Genomic DNA, 20,116 nt, shown 5'->3' with positions numbered 1-20,116 from the left:
GATGGCATTGTGGAGATAAATTCCGCCTTAATTCAAGACATGCCTAGGTTAGTCCGAATAGCAGGATTTAATACCTTAGAGTTGTGTCAAAGTGTGATAATTTGTAAGCAAAGACTTTGGTTGCATCGGTTAAAGCGAAATAGTTATTCGAATATTCTATAGGTTTAAAAATCCACCACCAAACCAGGCCTTAACATAAGTTATTGTTGTAAAAAGGTTTGATCTAATTTTGCTCAGAGTAAAAAGTGTGCTGCATCAGAATTTGTTGTGTAATTCTGAGAGGCGGCTCACTATTATCAATAGTGAAATCTTAGATATCGGAATTGTTATGCACTAAGAAAGTGTAACAAATGTAACTAAACAGGGATGAGTGTTTTTCTATATATCTATCGTAAGATTTAATATGTAAATAATTAAATGTGTCATAAATATGATCTTGATGATTAACCTAAGGGTTTTTAATGGTGGGGCTGTTTTTTAATTGTGCTAAATAATATTGATTTTCTAGCGGCGAACAGATGTAGGGGTTGATTGGATATTGTTTTTTGTACTAGATGATTATGTGTTTATTGATAGAAATAAAATGCAATAACATTGACTTGATAATACAGTGATATAGATTGTAATTACTTTAGGGTTTTTAAATTACTTACTAAAAAATCTTGGTCAATAATTAGCTTACGGACTCAGAGTTCAATCCTAAAATGTTGTTTAGATTCAGGTGATATACTTAGGTGTCTACAGTTCCATCGGCAACATAATTACTATGATGAATAGTGCTAATTGGCACTAGAGTCGATGCTAGCAAGTCTAAAACGTGTGTATTGGCAGGTCTAGTGCTCTAGGTAATGCAAGATCATTGAGGCTGAAAGGGGGAAGCTTGAAGCAAGCCAAAAAAAGAGTGACCGTGTGGTCACTCTATATGGGTTATGATTGAGCCAATAGCCTTAGAAACGGATATTGGTGCGCAGACCTGCTACCCATGCCGCTGAGTCGGTGCTTAGGGCTGGGACAACATACTGGATGTCACCTGTTAGCGTAAGCCACGGCATTGCTTGGTAAGCGTAGAAAGCTTCAAAGCCACTTTCATCCTGAGCAAGTTCCGGTGATATGTGGTTGATGCTATCTTGGAGAGCGTTCGAAAGATCATAGTAGTAGTAACCTAGGCCCCAAGTATCCATTGGTCTATCGAAGAACAGGGCACTACCACCTAGGCCGCCAACAAAGGTACCATCGATAATGTTCGGATTGCCATCAGCCAGCGCAGCACGCAGGTATAAACCCCAACTGTCGCCATCACGCTCTACCAGGTTATGATTTACCTGCACACGAGCGTTGTACTTGTACTGGGCAGTAGCACTTAAATCACTGAAGTCGGTGCCTTCTTCTGTGCTGTAGGTAAGCGAGGTTGAGATAGAGCTGCTGCGGTTAAACCAATCGGTATTGTAGGTCGCAGACAGGTTGACATTCACCCCATCTTCAAACAGACCACTCATATCAAGGCTATCGGTATAACGGTCACGCGGATCGTAAATCATTCCGCTAAGGCGCCAGTTATCGATAGTGTGGTTGGCAATCGCGCCGACGAAAGACGGAGGTGTAACCCCACTTGGTGGCGCAGCAAAGGCAAGATTCAAAAAGCCATGACGCGTTGCTCCGCCAAAGAATGGTGCATTTCTTAGCAGCTCAAAGGCATCGATTTTACCGATGTGCATGTTAGTTGCCGACGAAAACTGATGGGTATAGAACAAAGAGGAGATAAACACATCTTCATCGTGACCATATTGACCAGCGTTAGGTGCTGACAGGCCAGTGTAACCGAAGTCATTGGCTGTGCCACCGCGTGCAACCAATTGAGTGGTCAACTTGCCACCTTCCCAAAGTCCCATTTTTTCAAGGTCTAGGCTAGTGATCATATCGAATCGATGAGAGTTATTGAGATCCTTCTGCTCGCTACCAGCAACAACAGATTGGAGTGTATTCGTGTACTCGATATCGAAGTTAAAGCCATTGGCATTTAGATCAGAGCGTATACCGGCCCAGTCTCCGGTGAGAGTGTGGTTAAAGCCCGTGCTAGCGACACTGCTAGCGCTCATGATGATAAGGGGTAAGGGGAGAAAGCGAACTGCTTTGGTCATGGGTGAATTTCCTTTTATATGATAGCTAACAAGCTCGAGATAATTGGCTTATCTGTAATTTGTTACTGCACGCGACAATAGCCTCAAAGGCGTCAATCGCTTCACTGAGTGTGAGGGTGCCGGTCTGATAAGCTGATGTGATACTGGCTTTGTTTCCACAATACAGTTCAGCCTGATTTGTGATGATGCCGTGAGTACTCAAATAGGCAGCCAGCAGGTTGGTACATGCAGACGGTTTAGTGTCTTGATTAGCGATCAACGAATTGATCAGCGCTCTTGCCCGATTAATTTGGATAGCCAGGTGAGCGTATCGATGTAAGTTGACCACGATCGAGATCCGCTCTAAGAGCTTTAAAGCATTATTAAGATCGGAATGAAGGTATTGCTCAGCTCCCTCAGTCTGCTCAATCAATGAGTCAATTTGTGCAGTGATGGATACCCGTTCCTTGGGCAGTATTGCTATTTGGTCTTCCCTGACGCTACGAATAATGTCCTGCATTAGCCAAGTGAGATCGCTAACTTTGGGACTATTTAAAACAAACATATACGTCACCTAGCCGGAGTTAGGGGGGCAGGTTAAAGTAATGTGCCACGGAAAAACTAAATTACTTTTTTTTATATTTGTGTTTATGTTGTTGTTTTATATGGCCATTCATCTAAGTTTATTTATTTTATTTGACGTTTCACTCGTTGGTTCGATTTGCTAAGAACAGTTATGTGATGTATTTGGCAATATTGGGTAAGAAAATGAAGCAATCGAAAGATAGAAGAGGAAGTGATAGCCAAGAGAAAAGGGAGGTTTTGCGCACCGGTGAAAACAATGAGGAAGGTCGAAGTAAAAGTAAAGTAGTAGATGACTAACAGTGTGTTAGTGTGTTTGCTAGGGTAAATTTTTCCTAATTGATTGAAGTTGTATAGTAATAGAGATAAGTAAACACTCACGCGTAGGTGAGTTTAAAATTGGATCAACGTTGGTTCAGGAAGTCGCTTAGTTCGAGTTATACCCAAGTATGGAATATCGAAAACCAGTTCCTGATTGGTCTTGGAAATCAGCTCTCTAGGGGACTTAGAAATATCATGGATGAAATCGATCAACATTCCTCGAACTGGCTCAATATCAAAGCCTTCAGATACATAGTTGATTTGGATACTCTGCTCCAGAACTGACACGTAAAGGTAATTTTCTTTAAGTTCCCAATCAACGTTAAATTGTATGGAAAACTCGCCAATCATTTTCTCAGAGTTATACAGTTTAAAAGCAAGAGCATAAATTCGCGTGTCGGTATCAATATAGATTTGACCATGAGTTTCAACGACCCTCAGATCCCAATAATTACTCAAATAACCAAACTGGCTAGGATAGCCACGATGAACAAAGCCCCATGTGGTGCCAACATTGACCTTGGAAAGAGGATGAGCACTACGATAAGCCTCATTAAAGATACATAAGCCAATTGCAACCAGAAACAGCAATATGGTTATGAATTTATGTGTGGTAGATGGCATTTTAATAAATCACGATTATGAGTAGACCAAGTCAAACTTGGGTGAGGTGAGGTAATTTCGGGTGCTACCGGTAATTGGTATAACCGAGATGTTTGCTCTGCGTCGAAAAGCAATGAGTTACATATCCTAATGGCTCGTTTGTTTGGTGCTTCACCGTTCGGCGTAGCGATTATCATTGGAACTACCCTTGTGCTTTGCCTCATCGTAACATATTGATCAAATGCACCTAGACGAAATAGAGACAGGCTGGTAAGCACGATGACAGCTAGACATGCGGCATTAGCCAAATAACAAGCCAATTGCCATCGGATATGATGAAAGCGTGAGACAATACGAATCCAGTGTGAGCGATGTGGAGCCAGTAATCGCTTTACATCTCGCTGAGTTATTATTTCCGCCTGAGCGATAAATACATAACCGGACATTACCTGAGTTTGAATGAAACTAGGGGAATCAACTCTATCATCTAGTTGATGACGCAGGTTCTTGATTGCAGTAACAACACTGGATTTAGCGCGTCTGCCTTTCCAAACAGACTCTAAGATCTGTGGGACAGTCATGTCGAGTCCAGCATTGTCAATGAGCAGTTGTAACAACTTCCACTCGTTAGAGCGTAGTTGATGATGTTGACCATTCCTTAGTGATACAAGCTTCCCTGTAAGTCCATCATAGATAACTGACTGGTTTAACAAGTAATAGCTCATTGGATCTAATATTCAGTAGAGTGTTATTTATTTGCGATTGCCCACAGAAGTTGGCTAATAATATAGAATGTTATTAGTACGTCAATATGTTGATTGTTTTAGTGGTCTATAAACAACTCACGCTCCTCAGTTTATACCTCCACATTTGTGTGGTATATCGACTTACTTTAGCAAAAGGTGTAGTTGAGTTTTTAAAGTTGTGATTTGTTGAGTCAGTTTCTTGTGTCTTTCCTGGTAGGTCATTGGTTTTCTGCCTCTTCTTGCCGCAGTTACTTTTTGAAGTTCTGGTTGAGCTGAGTGTTTGTCAGTCAGGTCTATCAGCTCTTTTTCCCTTCTCAATATGGCTTGCTCAAGTTTCTGGCGCTCACTTAACTTGGGACGTCCGAGTGTCGATAACTGTGCGTCACTATATTTAGCTGCGATCGATTTTGGGGTTGGAATTTTAAGTTGATGAAACTTATACAGAGTACTCAACTTATTAAACTGGGTGATCAATTCTTCTTCTGCTCTAACAACCTGTATTGGTAAAGGAATCGTAGGCCGACCTGTCACATTAGGCGGGGTAATGTGATAAACCATGCTCAAGCGATGGTGTTTAATTAGGTCTAATACGGTACGGATGATGGTACGAATCTGTTTTACTTGGTCAATTTGAAACGATGGATACAGTAAGCCATATAAAAAGCGGGCTAACTGATATAGTTGATGGGTCTGTGTATCAAATGGTTGAAGTTTCAACTGATTGACAAGCTCAATCCACAGCTCAAAATCATTAGGTACTGCAAGTGAACTTTGCTGCTCTAACTGTTGGCGTGACGAAATAACCAGCTCATAGCTGATTATAAGTTGGTCCAGTCGCGCCAAGATCTCAACACTCGACTGATCGAAGCGAGTTTTTGGGCAAGAGTGCCGTTGGATAGCCAGTAAATCATTATCTAGTTGAGACCAAAATCTGTACTCTTCTGCTACTGAAAATATTGGCTGGATAAGAGCTTTTTGTTGACTAGGAGTCAAAGTTGGATGCAACTTAGGCACGCTGACATTGAATTGATTACGTAGTTCTATCAACTTAATGTACTGACAAGCTACTTTTCGTTCTAATTTGACGGTTTCTGTCAGTTTTGGACGGCCTCGCTTTGCGATAGTAGTCATAATAATTCCGTTCTAAAGCAAGATGACTCGATGTGCTTGAAAGCGGCCATCGTGATCCTTTGAAACCTCAACGTAGACACGGTCTCCCGCATAAAGTTGTAGGTCTGGAGTATCTAACGAACTCACATCAATGAGCACGTCGATAGCGACAATATCTGGCGCGGCAAAGCCGAACCCCTTTTGCTGATTGAACCAAGTCACTTGGGCTTTTAACTGGTACATGTTCATTCAATTCAATTAATAAGTAATTAATTAAATACCAAGGTAGCTGGACCTTGTCCACGATTTTGCCACATTTCACAGTCAATTCATGATCAAAAACAAAATACGCTCCACATAAACTCTCGCTCTTCGGGTCAAAAAGCAAAAATAGCCCAGCATTTTTATCAATCTCTATGGGTTGATGAATACAAGACCACCAAATGGGCGACCAGTATGAACAACAAAAACATCTTGTCTCTGTGCATTAGTTTGACCCTCTTTTGTGCTAACGCGAATGCGAGCGCGGTGAACCTGTCGAGCTTGTATAAAGACTCACTGGAGAATAATCCAGAGCTAAAGTCGGCAGCCTACGAAATCGAACGAGCGCAACGTCAGCAAGAGCAAATCTCAGGATTGTACCGACCACAAGTCGATGCCGGTCTGCAATACGGCGCATTGCGTAACGATTGGACCACAATGAATGAAACCGATGGTCAAGGCGCTGAGGCATCACTGCGTGCAGGGCAAAACCTTTATAACTCCGAGCTCAATGCTAGCGCACGTTTGGCGGAGCAAACCACTCAGCTAACTCAAGTAAGCTATCAAGTTGCCTTAGAAGGGCTAAAGCTCAATGTGGCAGCTAGCTATCTAAACGCATTTAAGCAGCAAGAAAGTCTGAAACAGGCGCAGGCCAATCTCGAGGCGATTGGTGAGCAACTGGCTCAGATGAAGCACCGATTTGCTAATGGCCTAGTGCCAGAGAACGATGTTAAAGAGACTCAGGCTCAGTATGACCTGTCGTTGACATCGGTGATCTTTGCTGAAAATAGTGTCGATAAAGCCCTCGATGCGCTGTATGAGCTGACCGGAAAAAGCTACGACTCAGTATTGCCACTTGCCCTTGAGCAAGTGCAGTTTGAGGCACCAAAAGCCACATTCAGTCAGTGGGAACAGAAAGCTCAGAAGGCAAATCCACAGATGCAGATCCAACAGCAGCTTGTGTCACTTTCTCGTGAGCAGATTGCTTTAGCTGAAGCGGGTCATATGCCAACCCTTGGTCTCGTCGCGGAGTACCGCTATGCATTCGCTTCACAGTCTCGCTCAAACGGCATGAATGACAGCAAGGGCGACTTTAACGACCTTGATAACAACTCAACCCTATTTGCCGGCATCGCGATGAGCCTGCCGGTATACCGCGGCGGTGCCACCACCAGCAAGGTTGAACAAGCCAATATTCAATACCAGCAATCTTTGCAACTGCAAGAGCAAACCTGGCGTGAAGTTACGCGAGATATCCGCAGCACTGAAAAAGATCTTCGCGCATTAGAAAGTGCGGAACGTGCCTACCAGCAGGCGGTTCGCTCTGCGAAATCAGCACTGGTCGCAACCGAGCAAGGCTTTGAGGTTGGCAACCGCACCATTGTTGATGTGCTGAATGCCACCACCCAGTTGTACCAAGCAAGGCAGCAATTAAGTAACTCGCAGATTGACTTCTTGATCGCCTCTTTACAACTGCGTTTTCTTGCTGGCGAGCTGACAGAGCAAGACCTTATTGACGTGAATGCACTGACATCACAAAAAGCCCTTTAGTGGCAACAACAAGTGAATAAAAGAGATAGAAAATGAAATTACGCCCCTTGTATTTAGCAACGGCATTACTTCTTACTGGCTGTGGTGACTCTTCTGACAGCGCATCGCAAGCGGCTGCTCCTGCGGCTAAACCGGTTACTGTCGTTAAGTCGCAAGCCTTTGAACATAGCCCAACCCATCACTTTGTTGGTCGTATGCAGGCGATTGAGTCTGCTAAGTTAACCCCACGCACGACTGGCTACTTATTAAGCAAGCGCTTTGAAGATGGTGCCATGGTAGAGAAAGGCGATGTTCTGTTTGAAATTGACCCAACCTCTTACGAGGCGGCGCTTGATGCTGCACGTGCAACACTGGAAGAAGCGACAGCGGCGCTAGCGTTGACCGAGCTTAACCACAAACGTAACCAAAATATGCTGCAAACTGGCGGTATCTCGCAGGCGCAACTGGACGTAAGCGCTGCTGAGTTGTCAATGGCGAAATCACGTGTTCAGTCTGCGAAAGCCAACCTAGTCGTGCAACAAGATAACCTTGAACAAACCAAGGTTCGCGCGCCTTACAGTGGCCAGTTGGGTAAGACCAACTTCTCGATTGGTGACATGGTTGGTCCGAACTTTGGCCCTCTAACCGACATTGTGCAAATTCACCCAATTGAGGCAAGCTTCTCAATTAAAGAGACTGATCTGGCTCGTCATAAACTTCAAGCAGAAGACCGTGACCTAGTTAGCTTGCATCTTGATGGTCAGGAAGAATTTGATCTCGGCGAAATCAGCTTTGTTGATAACAAAATCAACCCATCGACGGGTGCAATTGAAGTGGCGGCTGAGTTTGCTAACGATGATATGGCATACCGCCCGAATCAATACGTGCGTGTTGGCCTAAGACCAAGTGAGCCTGTGGTGGGCGTAACGGTTCCTCATAAAGCCGTATACCAAGATGCCTTGTCTCAGTACGTCTTTATTGTCGATAACGGCACCGCAACCAAGGTTGAGGTTGAGGTAACAGATCGACTTGAGCAAGACGTGTTTATTACCGCTGGTCTAGAGCCACAAGATACCGTGATCACCGGTGGCTTACAGCGTATTCGCGAGGGTGATCTCGTGGTGATCGCGGAGTAGGGTCGATGCTAAGTAAATTTTTTATTGAACGCCCTAAATTTGCGTTTGTTATCTCGATATTTCTGACCTTAATCGGTCTGATCGCCATCAAAACCATGCCGATCGCGGAGTACCCAAGTGTGACTCCGCCACAGGTGCGTGTTGTGGCCTTTATGCCAGGTGCGAGTGCGGAAACCGTTAAAGAGGTGATTGGTAACCCAATCGAGGAAGAAGTGAACGGTGTTGACGGCATGGTTTACATGCAGTCGCGCTCGACCAATGATGGTCGTTACTTCCTTAACATTACCTTTGACAACAGTGTCGATTCAGATATGGCGATGGTCAACGTGTCAAACCGCGTCGCGGTTGCTGAAAACATGTTGCCATTCGATGTGCGTGCGCGTGGTGTACGTATCCGCAAAGCCTCACCGGATGACTTGCTTGCGATCGCTTTTTATTCGCCTTCTGATTCGATCTCTGAACTAGAGATGAACACTTGGGTTGAAGCTAACTTCATGGAGCGAATTGCACGTGTTCCTGGTCTTGCGAACAGCGAACTGATCGGTGCGACCTATGGTATGCGTGTATGGCTTGATATCGATCGTATGGCTGCGCTTGGTGTAAGCACGGTTGAGGTTAAGAACGCGATTCGTGAGCAAAACGCAGTTTCCCCAGCGGGCCGTATTGGTCAGGGACCAAGTCGCGAGAACAGCGCGCTGCAGTTTAACTTGATCACTCAAGGTCGCCTTAACTCTGCTGAAGAGTTTGAGCAGATCATTGTTCGAACTATGCCAAATGGCTCTCATGTGTACCTTGGTGACGTGGCAAAAATTGAGATCGGTGCGCAGATCTATGACGCGTACGCGCTTTATAACGGTGGTCCAGCAGCCTTGGTAAGTATGCAGGCTAACCCTGATGCGAACGCACTGGATACTGGCGCGGCAGTCAAAGCGGTTCTGGAAGAGATTGAAGATCTGTTGCCGGCTGATATGACCTATGCGATCCCTTACGACACCACGTTGTCAGTTGATGCATCGATCAAGAGTATCGTTGAGACCTTGTTTGTCGCGGTGTTTCTGGTTGTTGCAGTAACGTACCTGTTCTTAGGTAATATGCGCGCAACATTGGCACCCGTTGTCGCTATTCCCGTTTCACTAATTGGTACTTTTGCCTTTATGCAAATGGGTGGCTTTAGTATCAATACGGTGACTTTGTTTGGCATGATCCTAGCAATCGGTATCGTGGTAGACAACGCCATTCTGGTGGTTGAAAACGTTGAACGTATCCTTGAAGAAAACCCTCAGTGGAGCGCGAAGCAATCCACTGTGCAAGCAATGAAAGAGGTGACGGGCCCGATTATCGCCTCGACCTTGGTCATGCTGGCGGTATTTATCCCAGTGGCACTGCTACCAGGCATCACTGGTCTGATGTTCGCTCAGTTCTCGATCACTATCTGTATTGCATTGGTACTCTCTGCAGTCAATGCACTAACTCTGTCGCCTGCACTGTGTGCGATGGTAATGAAGCGTAACGAGACTCCAGCGAAATGGTTCCAGCTGTTTAACAAAGGCTTTGATAAAGTCACTAACGTTTATGGCAAAGCAGTAACCTTGATGGTTCGCAAAGTCGCAGTACTTGTGATCACGTTTGCGGTAGCAATCGCATCGGTTGTCGTGATGAACGAGCGCCTACCCACGGCATTTGTTCCGTCAGAGGACAAAGGCGTGCTAGCAATGGCGATGTTCTTGCCGGATAACGCATCGAAAGAACGTACTCACGAGTTGATTAAGAAAGCTGAAGACATTCTTAATAATGATCCAGCAATTGAAAACTATGCGGGTGCTATCGGCTTTAACGCGCTGACGGGTGGTCTGGCATCAAACTCTGCCACCATGTTTATCAACCTGAAACACTGGGACGAGCGCCTAGCAATGGAAGGTGATCATACTCAAGCAGATGTGGTTCAGCGCCTAAACCGTCAGTTGTTTGCAATTGATAAGGCGATGAGTATTACCATGGGTCTGCCGCCAATTCCAGGTATCGGTGTGGGTGATGCGTTAGAGTTCATGGTTCAAGATACGTCAGGTGGCAGCGCACAAGATCTTGCGAGCATGACTTACGCATTGATGGCTGCGGCAAACGAAGCACCAGAGATCACCAATGCGATGACCACATACCGTGCCAACGTGCCGCACTACAGTGTTGAAATTGACCGTGAGAAAGCACGTCAAATGGGTGTGACGCTAGGTGCAATTAACGATGCAATGGCAACTCACTTGGCCTCAGCCTATGTCAATGACTTCGCGCTAAATGGTCGTAGCTACCGCGTGTTTGTTCAGGCGAAAGGCGAGCAACGTGATGACCTTGACGATGTGTTGCGCATTCATGTGCCATCAACCTTTGGTGAGCAAGTCGCACTCTCTACATTTGCCTCAATCAAGCCAACGCTTGAGCCGGATCTAGTGACCAGCTACAACATGCTGCCAGCGGCACGTCTGCAGCTAAACCCAGCGCCTGGTTATTCATCAGGTGAAGCTATCGCGGCTATGGAGCGCGTGGCAGAAGAGTTATTGAGCGCAGGTTACACCTACGAATGGACCAATATGGCATTCCAAGAGAAGCAAGCGGGTAACACGGCGCAGATTGCTTTGATTCTTGCACTGGTGTTTATCTACCTGTTCCTTGTGGCTCAGTATGAATCTTGGGCTCTGCCAGCCGCGATCATTATCGTTGCGCCAACGGCGGCTGTAGGTACGTACGCTGCGCTGCTGCTAGGTGGTCAAGCACTGTCGATCTACGGTCAGATAGGTTTGATCCTGTTGATCTCTCTAGCCGCGAAAAACGCCATCTTGATGGTTGAGTTCTCGAAGATCAAGCGTGAAGACGAGCAGCTATCGATTGAAGAGGCGGCAATTCAGGGCGGTAAGATGCGCTTTAGAGCGGTAAACATGACTTCTTGGTCATTTATCTTGGGTATTTTACCGCTGGTATTTGCCGAAGGTGCTGGTGCGATCTCTCAGAACACGACCGGCCTTGCACTGCTAGGCGGCATGATGGTGGTGCTTGTGGTGGGCTCGGTGATGACCCCGGGTTTCTACGCTGTGTTCCAAACCCTGCGTGAAAAATTTAAATCACGTGGTTAATTAAGCAGCCTCCTTAGTCATTAGTTGAGCTTTAAATATATGTTCATGTTTGGCTAAGGAGGATTTATCTACTGTGGAAAAATACGTTCACAGTAATTAGTGGTTCCTATAAGTACCCTGTTTTAAACAGTGTATTTAAAAATCAGGAAAAAAATATAAACAAAGTACTGCGCGAAAGGATTCATAGTAGTCGTATTTTTTAAGGTAAAATTATGAAAAAGCAACTTATTACAACTTCTATGTTGGCTGCTCTAGCGGCTCCAGTAGCATTTGCTGAAGAGTCTGATGTAATCGACCCATCAGACCTAACCCGTGTATATACGCAAGCTGCATTGTTTGTTACCTCTGATGCTGACATGCGTGCATCGGCAATGTTCACCGGCGCTTGGACAGAGGATATTCAGTTTGCGGGTTTTGTTGAGGGTAACTTTGGTAATGACAAAGCTAAGGTAGAGGGTAAAGACAAGCTTGGTTTAGATTACCAAAATGGTCGTGCTCAATACTTCCAAGTTCACGCGATGGACAATCCGCTAATGCCACGCGTGGGCATTTCAACCGATCTAATCCACATGAACGGTGAAGCCGGTGAGCTTAAAGGCAGTGGTTTTGATGATACAACCTTGTTGTCGATTGGTGCGATCGCTTTGATCAATCCAAAGTACACCTTTGGTGCGATGGTGTTCCCAAACCTAGCTTACACGACGGGTAATGTTATGGGTAAATCGGCAGATGGTTTCATGGCGAACCTATTTGTGACTCAGCCAATTGGCGACGCAGGTGCGTTCATTCAAGCGTGGCCTGAGTACTTTAAAGTTACAGGCGATGTGGTTGAGATGGAGTCTAAGGCATTTAATCTGATGTTTAACGCGCCAATCAAGCAAAATCGTACTCAGTGGCTAATGACTAAGCTGCAATACGGAAGTGCAGACATCGTAACTCCTGATGGCAAAGAATACGAAGGAGATGTTGAGCTAAAGGCTGAAATTGGCGTTAAGTGGTTCTTCTAGTCTGATTAACTAAAGAGGTTATGTAATTACAGTGCTCAACGATATAGTCTTATAAATATGCTCTGATACTTATGGAAAGATATATGAAAGGTAGTGTGAATATTTAATTTACTTTCTATATAAAAAGACGTCCTTGGACGTCTTTTTTGTATTTGAATCATTTTTACCAACTGAGAAAACTTTATCGTTTACTAACTTTCTCAGTTGGTAAAATGTGTCGCTAGCCAGCCTAACAACGAGTCGGCATAGTGATGAGGTTCGAAGAGATAATTAAACGCGCGCTAGTAGCTTTCTGCACATCTTCAATTGAAAACTCAGGTGCGAGCTCAATCATAACCATCCCTTCTGGCGTAATCTCGAATACACCCATTTCCGTTATGATTAAATCCACTTGTCCGGTGGCAGTGAGAGGAAGGGTGCATTCCTCAAGTAACTTGGGATTTCCTTTTACAGTATGCTCCATCGCGACAATCACTCTTTTGGCCCCAACGACTAGGTCCATAGCACCACCCATGCCAGGAACCATTTTTCCGGGAATGATCCAGTTGGCAAGATTTCCTTTCTGGTCAACTTGAAGTGCACCAAGCACGGTTGCATCAACATGACCGCCACGGATAATGGCAAATGAATCAGCACTGTTAAAGTAACATGCCCCCTTTATAGCGGTTATGTGTTGGCCACCTGCGTTAACAAGGTCTTCGTCGCTCTGTTGTTCTATGGCTAAACTGTCAATCCCTAGCAGGCCATTTTCAGCTTGCAGTAATAGCTCGACATCTTTATCTACTTCATTTGCGACTAGGGTTGGAAGGCCAATCCCGAGGTTCACAATATCTCCGTCATCCATCTCTTGTGCAACACGCCATGCGATACGGCGACGGATAGTGTTTTTATCTAATTGAATGTTAGTGAGTTGCGTACTTTCTAATTGAGCAGTCATGCTTGCGCCTCCACCAAAATGTAATCGACATAAAGACTGGGTGTGTGTACCGATTCGGGATGAATATCACCAAGTTCGACGATTTGCTTTGCTTCAACGACAACCTTGTCGGCAGCCGTCGCCATGAGGGGGTTAAAATTTTGAGTTGTTTTGTTGTAAAACACATTGCCTCGTTGATCGACTTTAGAGCCTCGAATAAAAGCAAGATCCGCTTTTAGTGGCTTCTCTAGCAGATACGATTGGCCATCAACTTCTATGACCTTCTTTCCTTCAGCAACGATTGTGCCCAATCCTGTTGGGGTGAGTACTCCACCTAAACCCGCTCCAGCACTGCGAATTCGTTCCGCTAGTGTCCCTTGTGGAACGAGTTCAACTTCAAGAGTGCCTTCGTTCATTTGCCTACCGGTTTCGGGATTGGTGCCAATATGAGAAGCATAGAGTTTCTTTACTCGTTTTTGAGCAATCAATCGGCTGGCTCCTTTGCCAGGCGAGCCAGTATCTGTACTGATCAAGGTAATGTCTTTAATGTCTTTTTCAATCAGGAGGTCGATCAGCTTTTCAGGCGCTCCCGTTGCCATAAATCCACCAATCATGATGGACATACCATCATGAAGTAGCGCTTCAAGTTGTTGTGAAGTCGCTGCTTTTTTCATAGTCATTCTCCATTAACAACGTTTGATGATCAGCGCGGTTCCCATACCGCCACCAATACACAGAGAGGCGAGACCGTAGTCTTGACGTGTACGTCTAAGCTGGTGGACTAAGGTGGTCACCACACGGTTGCCTGAAGCGCCAATTGGGTGACCGAGCGCGATTGCTCCGCCGGCAATGTTGCAACGCTCGAGTAACCAAGCTTCATCAATATGGTGTTGCTGAGTTAAAGAACGCACCACACCGAGTGCTTGCGCGGCAAAGGCTTCATTGAGTTCAAATAGTTCAATCTCATCAATTGACATGTTTGCTTTGGTGAGTGTGTTAGCAATAGCAGATACAGGGCCTAATCCCATAACTTCAGGTGCAAGAGCCCCTTGTCCATATTCGATGAGTTCAGCTAAAGGAGTTAGGTTGTGTCTTTTCACCGCGCTCTCAGAGGCAAGCAGAATAGCAGACGCTCCATCGTTGATTCCTGACGCATTACCGGCCGTGACAGTGCCTTCCTTTTCAAAAGCAGGTCGAAGAGCTTGCAGTGCTTCAAAAGTGCAGTCCTGCTTAGGGTATTCATCCGTCGAGACTTCGACTTGACGCTTACGCTGCCTGACTGAAACGGGAGCGATTTCATCATCAAAATAACCCGCTTCAAGAGCGGCTGCAGCTTTGTGTTGGCTCTGGAGAGCAAAAGCATCTTGCTCTTCGCGGGTTAAGCTAAACTGCTTTGCAATGTTTTCTGCAGTGATCCCCATGTGGTAATGGTGAAAGGCATCTGTTAAGCCGTCTTTGATGATGCTGTCTTCCATCGTTTGATGACCCATACGGTAGCCTCTGCGAATTTGACCTGGGGAGACATACGCTGCATTGGACATACTTTCCATTCCCGCGGTGAGTACAATCTCTGCATCGCCAGCACGGATATGACTGGCTCCATCCATAATTGCTTTCATGCCACTGCCACAAATCATGTTGAGGGTATAGGCGGGAACGGATTCAGGAATGCCAGCCTTGATCGCAGCTTGACGGCCCGGACCCATCCCTGTGCCCCCGGTAAGAACATTCCCCACGATGACTTCGTCAATTTGGTCAACAGGCAGGTCAATAGACTCAAGCGCTGCTTTGATTGCACACACACCCAGGTCGATAGCAGATAAAGAGGCAAGGGCGCCATTGAAGCTGCCAATTGGGGTGCGTTTAGCGGCAACAATAAAGATTCGTTCCATGTAGAGTTACTCCGGTGAAATAGTCGTTAAACCCAGTTTAAGAAGGGGAGTGCAAGTTCGATATAGGCAGAAATTCAAACCCGCTTTGCGAAAATGCAAACACCAATCGAGCGGCAAATCACACACTTCCTAGTGAAGAAAAATTAAGGTTGCTACATACCAACTTAGGAGAGAAAACTATGCTGAATCGAGTAGCGTGTGCCCCTTGCTGCTGGGGTATTGAACAAGCGACTGACCAAACTAACCCAAGCTGGGGTAAAGTGTTGATGGAGGCAAGCGAGGCTGGTTATCGAGGCATAGAGTTAGGGCCTGATGGTTTCTTCCCACAACAATCTGGCTTATTGCAGAGTGCTTGCCGCGTGCGTGGATTGCAAATTTGTGCCGGTAAAGTTGAACTGCCTTTTGCTGATGGAAAACGAAGTGAAAGCGTATTAAAAGAGGCAGAAAATGTATGTAGAAATCTGGCTGGACTGGGGGTCGATAAACTCCTGATCATGGAAGGTATTCACAGCGAAAGATATTGCCATATTGGCCAAAGTGTGACCGCACCGCGTTTGTCTTTAGAGAGAAAGCATCAGATGGTCGTACAGTTAAATAGCATTATAGAGATTGCCAACGGATATGGTTTGCGCTGCTTACTGCACCCAGGTATTGGGGGCTATATCACTTATAAAGACGAGATTGAGTTTGTGATGCACCAGATTTCAGCCTGTCGTTTGGGCTTGTGTTTGGATGTAGGGCATGTCTTTCTCGACGGTATGGACCCTATCGCCATGATTCGACAGTATGGGAAACGCATTCAGCATATTCATTTGAAGGATGTTAATACAGAGAAGCTGCGTATCGCCATACGCGATAAAATGGAGTGGGTGGACGCGTACAGTGAAGGCTTGATTACGCCGCTTGGAGACGGTGATATGAAGCTCAAAAAAGTGATAGAGGTACTAAAAGCGATCGACTATGAAGGATGGCTAGTGGTAGAACATGAGCATAGTAACGCTGAGCTAAGCTCTGTGACTTATGATCTCAAACGCAGTCGTGAGTTTCTGACACAAGCAATCGCATGATAGAGGTGTAAGTGATGCTAGGTGATCCTTGGTTTTATTTTTTGGCCATTCCTTCGGTGCTAATCTATGCGATAGGTAAAGGGGGATTAGGGGGAGCGCTTGGCATCCTTTCTGTACCGATGATGGCAATGGTGGTTTCTCCCACTCAAGCGGCGGCCATATTGTTGCCAATATTATTAGTCATGGATGGCTTTGCGATTCGTCATCATTACAAAAACGCGAATTATGGGGTGATAAAACAGATGTTACCCGGTGCAATGCTGGGTGTACTGCTTGCGGGCTTGTTTTTGAGTGTCACTCCAGAAGCCGGTTTGAAAATCACGGTTGGATTATTATCACTGTTCTTTTGTTTACAATATTGGTTCGGTCAATCAAAACCGAATGGCGCTCCGAGCCGTTTATCTGCGTGGGTTTGGAGTACGTTAAGTGGTTTTTCCAGCACCGCTATTCATGCTGGAGGTGGTCCAGCAAGTATTTACCTATTGCCGTTGAAACTGCCTAAAGTGACGTTGATAGCGACGATGGCAGTTCTGTTTGGGATCATTAATGTCGCCAAACTTATCCCGTATATCGCTTTAGGTGAGTTTGATAAGACTAATTTGATGACCGCGTTAGTTCTGATGCCTCTAGCGCCTGTCGGCGTTAAACTAGGGGTTTATTTACTGCATCGAGTGAGCCAAGAGCGAATCTATCAGCTCTGTTATCTATTTCTGTTCCTATCTGGCTTAAAGCTGAGCTTCGACGGTTTATCGTCGATGCTGGTTTAATTGACACTATCGAGTAAAAATTCTTTAAATCGAGTCGCCACAGCGGACGCATTTTTTTGAGAGTGATAGTAAAGATTTAAACTCCAAATACTGGTCTCATACTCCTCAAGCAGCGGTTCAAGTTGCCCTTCATCGATTGCTTTCTTCACAACAAATTCAGGCAAATAGGCAACGCCCGCGTTTTTTAAAGCGCCATCCAGCAACAAGTCACTATCATTCACTTCAATCGTTTTAGGTACCTTCAACATCATATTTTCAAGATCTTTGCGGAAGATCCAATCATTGCTGCCAGTTAATGTAGTGGCCATAAGGCAAGAGTGTTGACTCAGCTCCTGAGGATGCGAGGGGCGTGAGCGTTTTTCAATATAGCTGGGGGAGGCGACAACCACAAAAGGACACTGCATTAATTCTCGCTTCACTAACAAAAGGTCTTTTTCTCGATAGCCTTGGAAGTGTGCATTGGCACTGATCATAAGGTCACAAGTACTCGCATGATCGAGTGCCCATGGTGTGACGTTGATATTAAAAGTGACCAACGGGTTGAGTCTGGAATATTCAGCGACTCTATCCATTAGAAAGTGGTTAGCATACACTGGCGTGCAGGCAATTGTGATGTGTCCTCTTTCATGGTCCTGGAAACCTTCAAGTTTTCGGCTGATACGCTCTGCTGAATCCACCAAAGGGGAGAACTCTTCAAACAGGGTTTGTCCCGCTTGGGTTGCTTCTAACAAGCGGTTAGAACGACGGCATAATGTGGTATCAAAGTGCTGCTCTAAGTCTTGTAGCCAGCGGCTTCCTGCCGACACTGAGATATTTGATAGCCGGGCAGCTGATGAAATTGACCCCGAACGGATGACATGAACAAAGAACGCCATTTTATCGAGCATACTGCTTTCCTCGAATATAGGGTTTACAAAGCAAAAAAGGAACAGAAGGGAGCCCTGTTCCTTTTTGAATCTAATAGTGGAAATTAAGCATGAGCTTCAGAGTGCTTTTCTGGCACTTCTTTACCCAGTTTCTTCGCCATCGCTTCTTCCATTTTCTCAAGTGAAACGCCTTTAGTTTCAGGAACGTATTTCACTACGATAACCATACAAATGAGAGAGAGGACTGCGAACAACCAGAAGGCAAAGGCGCCGTTGAAGTTCTCTTGTAAGTAGGCATTATCGTTGATCATTGGGAAAGACTGAGTGACTAGGAAACCTGTAAACCATTGTGCACCTACTGCGATAGCCATTGCTCTTGAGCGAATGCTGTTTGGGAAGATTTCAGAGATCATCGTCCAACATGCACAGCCCCAAGAAGTCGCATAAGAAACCACATACAAACACAATGCGAATAGCGCCGCATAACCTTCAGTTTGGTTATAGAGAACGTGACCCACGACAAACATACCTAGCGCACAACCTAACGTACCGTATTTCATTAACGGCAGACGGCCGACTTTGTCGATTAAGTACATACCTAGCGCATTACCACCGATGAATACCAGACCAACAAACGTCGTTTGGAATAGAGCGTTTTCTGTAGAACCAGTAATTGGTTTTAGGATCTCTGGCGTGTAGTACATGATCACGTTAATACCCGTCAACTGCTGAGCGGCCGCAACGAACGTACCAATAACCAAGATGGCAAACAGTAGTGGTGAGCGAAGGCTAACTTTATTGCCTTTTGAACCTGCGGCTTCTTTCAACGAATCTTGGATTTCAGAGATTAGACGGTCAGCGTGTTTAGGATTAGAAATGCGTGATAGCGTTGCTTTCGCTTCGGAAACGCGACCTTTGAGTACCAACCAGCGAGGAGATTCTGGAATGATAAATAAAAGCGCTGCAAAAATAGCGGCTGGAATCACTTCTGAGCCCAACATCCAACGCCAGCCTAAATCCACTAGCCATGCTTCTGACATGCCTTTTGCGATAAGGTAGTTGACGTAGAACACGCCGGTTTGGCCAATAACCGCTGATTGTTGGAACATGCTGACTGCTCGGCCGCGGAAGTCTTTTGGTGCGACTTCAGACATGTACATTGGCGACACGACGCAGGCAAGGCCTACTGCAACACCACCAACGATACGCAGCATGACATAGAACGTAAATGTTGGAGCAAAGGCTGAACCAATGGCAGAAATGATAAAGAGTATTGCTGCGATGAAGAGAGTGTTACGACGACCGTATTTTAATGCGGCCCAACCAGCGCTGACAGCGCCAATGATACTACCTAAAACGACGCTGGAGACTGCCCAACCTGTTTGAGCGGGGGTAAGCCCAAAGTATTCTCTAATGGGGCCGATAGCACCCGAAATTACTGCCGTATCATATCCGAGGAGTATCCCACCAAGGGCTGCGATACAACAGATTCTGACAATATAGGCAATATTATGTTTTCGTACTTCGGCATTGGAGGTTGCTTCCATTTTATTTTCCTTTATTAGATTCCCCAGACTTTTACTTAACCATCGAATCAGTGCCAGTTGGGTAATGGCCAATACCGCGTTTGTAGGGTACGTGTATTGGGTATCTATATAGCCACGCTTATATTGATTTATTGGTGTGGAAATTATTTTTCATTGCGTTGGCGATATTTATCATAGGGGGAGATGAGAAGTAAGACTAGAGGTGCAATTGCTCTAATAGCGAAAAGTGTTATCTCTATCAAAGTATGGAAAACATTTTTCAAATCAGACAATTTACATAAAGCAATGATTTTAATAAATATTATTTTTTTGAGATCTACATCAAATCAAGCTTGAAAGCCCCGTTATATATAGCTTTTTTTACTTTCTGACACAAAGTTAACAAATGAAATCTCGAGTGAAAAATATTTTTCAAGTTTGGTTTTTTTGGTTATTGTAATTTCCAGTGAAACACAATTTGTGAAAATAAAGTGCTCCACAATCACTAACACTTTTATTTCACCTCCCTAAATAAAATACCTTCGTT

The 20,116-nt window shown here is 45.2% G+C and carries 17 protein-coding genes; 6 read left to right on the top strand and 11 right to left on the bottom strand.

The features are described from left to right. Window positions 1-947: 947 nt before the first annotated feature. From GT360_RS18740 to GT360_RS18715, 6 genes are all read right to left on the bottom strand, one after another. On the bottom strand, window positions 948-2,138 hold the full coding sequence (locus GT360_RS18740; protein WP_164650474.1) for a carbohydrate porin: 1,191 nt from the start codon (window positions 2,136-2,138) through the stop codon (window positions 948-950). A gap of 25 nt (window positions 2,139-2,163) precedes the next feature. Next, a complete protein-coding gene (locus GT360_RS18735) occupies window positions 2,164-2,682 on the bottom strand; it encodes a hypothetical protein (protein WP_164650473.1) in 519 nt (172 codons plus the stop codon). A 410-nt stretch (window positions 2,683-3,092) separates the two neighbouring features. Then, entirely contained in the window at window positions 3,093-3,644 is a 552-nt protein-coding gene (locus GT360_RS18730; protein ID WP_164650472.1) for a hypothetical protein, read from the bottom strand. Further along, the gene (locus GT360_RS22095; RefSeq protein ID WP_420825451.1) at window positions 3,617-4,348 is read right to left on the bottom strand and encodes a winged helix-turn-helix domain-containing protein; all 732 of its coding nucleotides are present in this window, start codon (window positions 4,346-4,348) and stop codon (window positions 3,617-3,619) included. Before GT360_RS22095 ends, GT360_RS18730 begins: the two co-directional genes overlap by 28 nt. A gap of 162 nt (window positions 4,349-4,510) precedes the next feature. After that, on the bottom strand, window positions 4,511-5,500 hold the full coding sequence (locus tag GT360_RS18720) for a hypothetical protein (RefSeq protein WP_164650470.1): 990 nt from the start codon (window positions 5,498-5,500) through the stop codon (window positions 4,511-4,513). Window positions 5,501-5,512: 12 nt separating this feature from the next. Beyond that, window positions 5,513-5,722 (bottom strand): cold-shock protein, encoded by a 210-nt coding sequence (locus GT360_RS18715; protein WP_164650469.1) that lies wholly within the window; start codon window positions 5,720-5,722, stop codon window positions 5,513-5,515. A gap of 213 nt (window positions 5,723-5,935) precedes the next feature. Here GT360_RS18715 and GT360_RS18710 point away from each other — a divergent pair, with 213 nt between their 5' ends. The 4 genes from GT360_RS18710 (at window position 5,936) to GT360_RS18695 (ending at window position 12,535) form a co-directional block, all read left to right on the top strand. Further along, complete coding sequence (locus GT360_RS18710) at window positions 5,936-7,291, top strand: TolC family outer membrane protein (RefSeq protein WP_164650468.1); 1,356 nt, start codon at window positions 5,936-5,938, stop codon at window positions 7,289-7,291. 32 nt (window positions 7,292-7,323) lie between these two features. Beyond that, a complete protein-coding gene (locus GT360_RS18705) occupies window positions 7,324-8,406 on the top strand; it encodes an efflux RND transporter periplasmic adaptor subunit (protein WP_164650467.1) in 1,083 nt (360 codons plus the stop codon). Window positions 8,407-8,411: 5 nt separating this feature from the next. Continuing rightward, entirely contained in the window at window positions 8,412-11,528 is a 3,117-nt protein-coding gene (locus GT360_RS18700) for an efflux RND transporter permease subunit (protein ID WP_164650466.1), read from the top strand. A 212-nt stretch (window positions 11,529-11,740) separates the two neighbouring features. After that, on the top strand, window positions 11,741-12,535 hold the full coding sequence (locus GT360_RS18695) for a hypothetical protein (RefSeq protein WP_164650465.1): 795 nt from the start codon (window positions 11,741-11,743) through the stop codon (window positions 12,533-12,535). Between the two features lie 229 nt (window positions 12,536-12,764). On the opposite strand, the gene GT360_RS18690 is transcribed toward GT360_RS18695, so the two are convergent. Genes GT360_RS18690 through GT360_RS18680 form a run of 3 tightly spaced genes read right to left on the bottom strand, consistent with a single transcriptional unit; the run spans window position 12,765 to window position 15,343 of the window. Continuing rightward, complete coding sequence (locus GT360_RS18690) at window positions 12,765-13,472, bottom strand: 3-oxoacid CoA-transferase subunit B (protein WP_164650464.1); 708 nt, start codon at window positions 13,470-13,472, stop codon at window positions 12,765-12,767. Then, on the bottom strand, window positions 13,469-14,125 hold the full coding sequence (locus GT360_RS18685; RefSeq protein ID WP_164650463.1) for a CoA transferase subunit A: 657 nt from the start codon (window positions 14,123-14,125) through the stop codon (window positions 13,469-13,471). The genes GT360_RS18690 and GT360_RS18685 overlap by 4 nt, the downstream gene beginning before the upstream one ends. Window positions 14,126-14,137: 12 nt before the next feature. After that, window positions 14,138-15,343, bottom strand: a complete 1,206-nt coding sequence (locus GT360_RS18680) for an acetyl-CoA C-acetyltransferase (protein WP_164650462.1) — start codon at window positions 15,341-15,343, stop codon at window positions 14,138-14,140. 179 nt (window positions 15,344-15,522) lie between these two features. Here GT360_RS18680 and GT360_RS18675 point away from each other — a divergent pair, with 179 nt between their 5' ends. Together GT360_RS18675 and GT360_RS18670 are read left to right on the top strand one after the other, a co-directional pair. Next, the gene (locus GT360_RS18675; protein ID WP_164650461.1) at window positions 15,523-16,410 is read left to right on the top strand and encodes a TIM barrel protein; all 888 of its coding nucleotides are present in this window, start codon (window positions 15,523-15,525) and stop codon (window positions 16,408-16,410) included. 14 nt (window positions 16,411-16,424) lie between these two features. After that, window positions 16,425-17,177 (top strand): sulfite exporter TauE/SafE family protein, encoded by a 753-nt coding sequence (locus GT360_RS18670; protein ID WP_164650460.1) that lies wholly within the window; start codon window positions 16,425-16,427, stop codon window positions 17,175-17,177. Here the strand turns inward: GT360_RS18670 and GT360_RS18665 are convergent. Both GT360_RS18665 and GT360_RS18660 read right to left on the bottom strand, forming a co-directional pair. Continuing rightward, window positions 17,174-18,064, bottom strand: coding sequence for a LysR family transcriptional regulator (locus GT360_RS18665; protein ID WP_164650459.1), 891 nt, complete (start codon window positions 18,062-18,064; stop codon window positions 17,174-17,176). The two genes, GT360_RS18670 and GT360_RS18665, sit on opposite strands and share 4 nt — an antisense overlap. 83 nt (window positions 18,065-18,147) lie before the next feature. Beyond that, complete coding sequence (locus GT360_RS18660; RefSeq protein ID WP_164650458.1) at window positions 18,148-19,590, bottom strand: sugar porter family MFS transporter; 1,443 nt, start codon at window positions 19,588-19,590, stop codon at window positions 18,148-18,150. Window positions 19,591-20,116: the final 526 nt, after the last annotated feature.

The organism is Vibrio astriarenae (assembly GCF_010587385.1).
Taxonomy (GTDB): Bacteria; Pseudomonadota; Gammaproteobacteria; order Enterobacterales; family Vibrionaceae; genus Vibrio; species Vibrio astriarenae.
The sequence above is the reverse complement of the archived record's forward strand: the minus strand, read 5'-3'. Positions and strand labels throughout refer to the sequence as shown.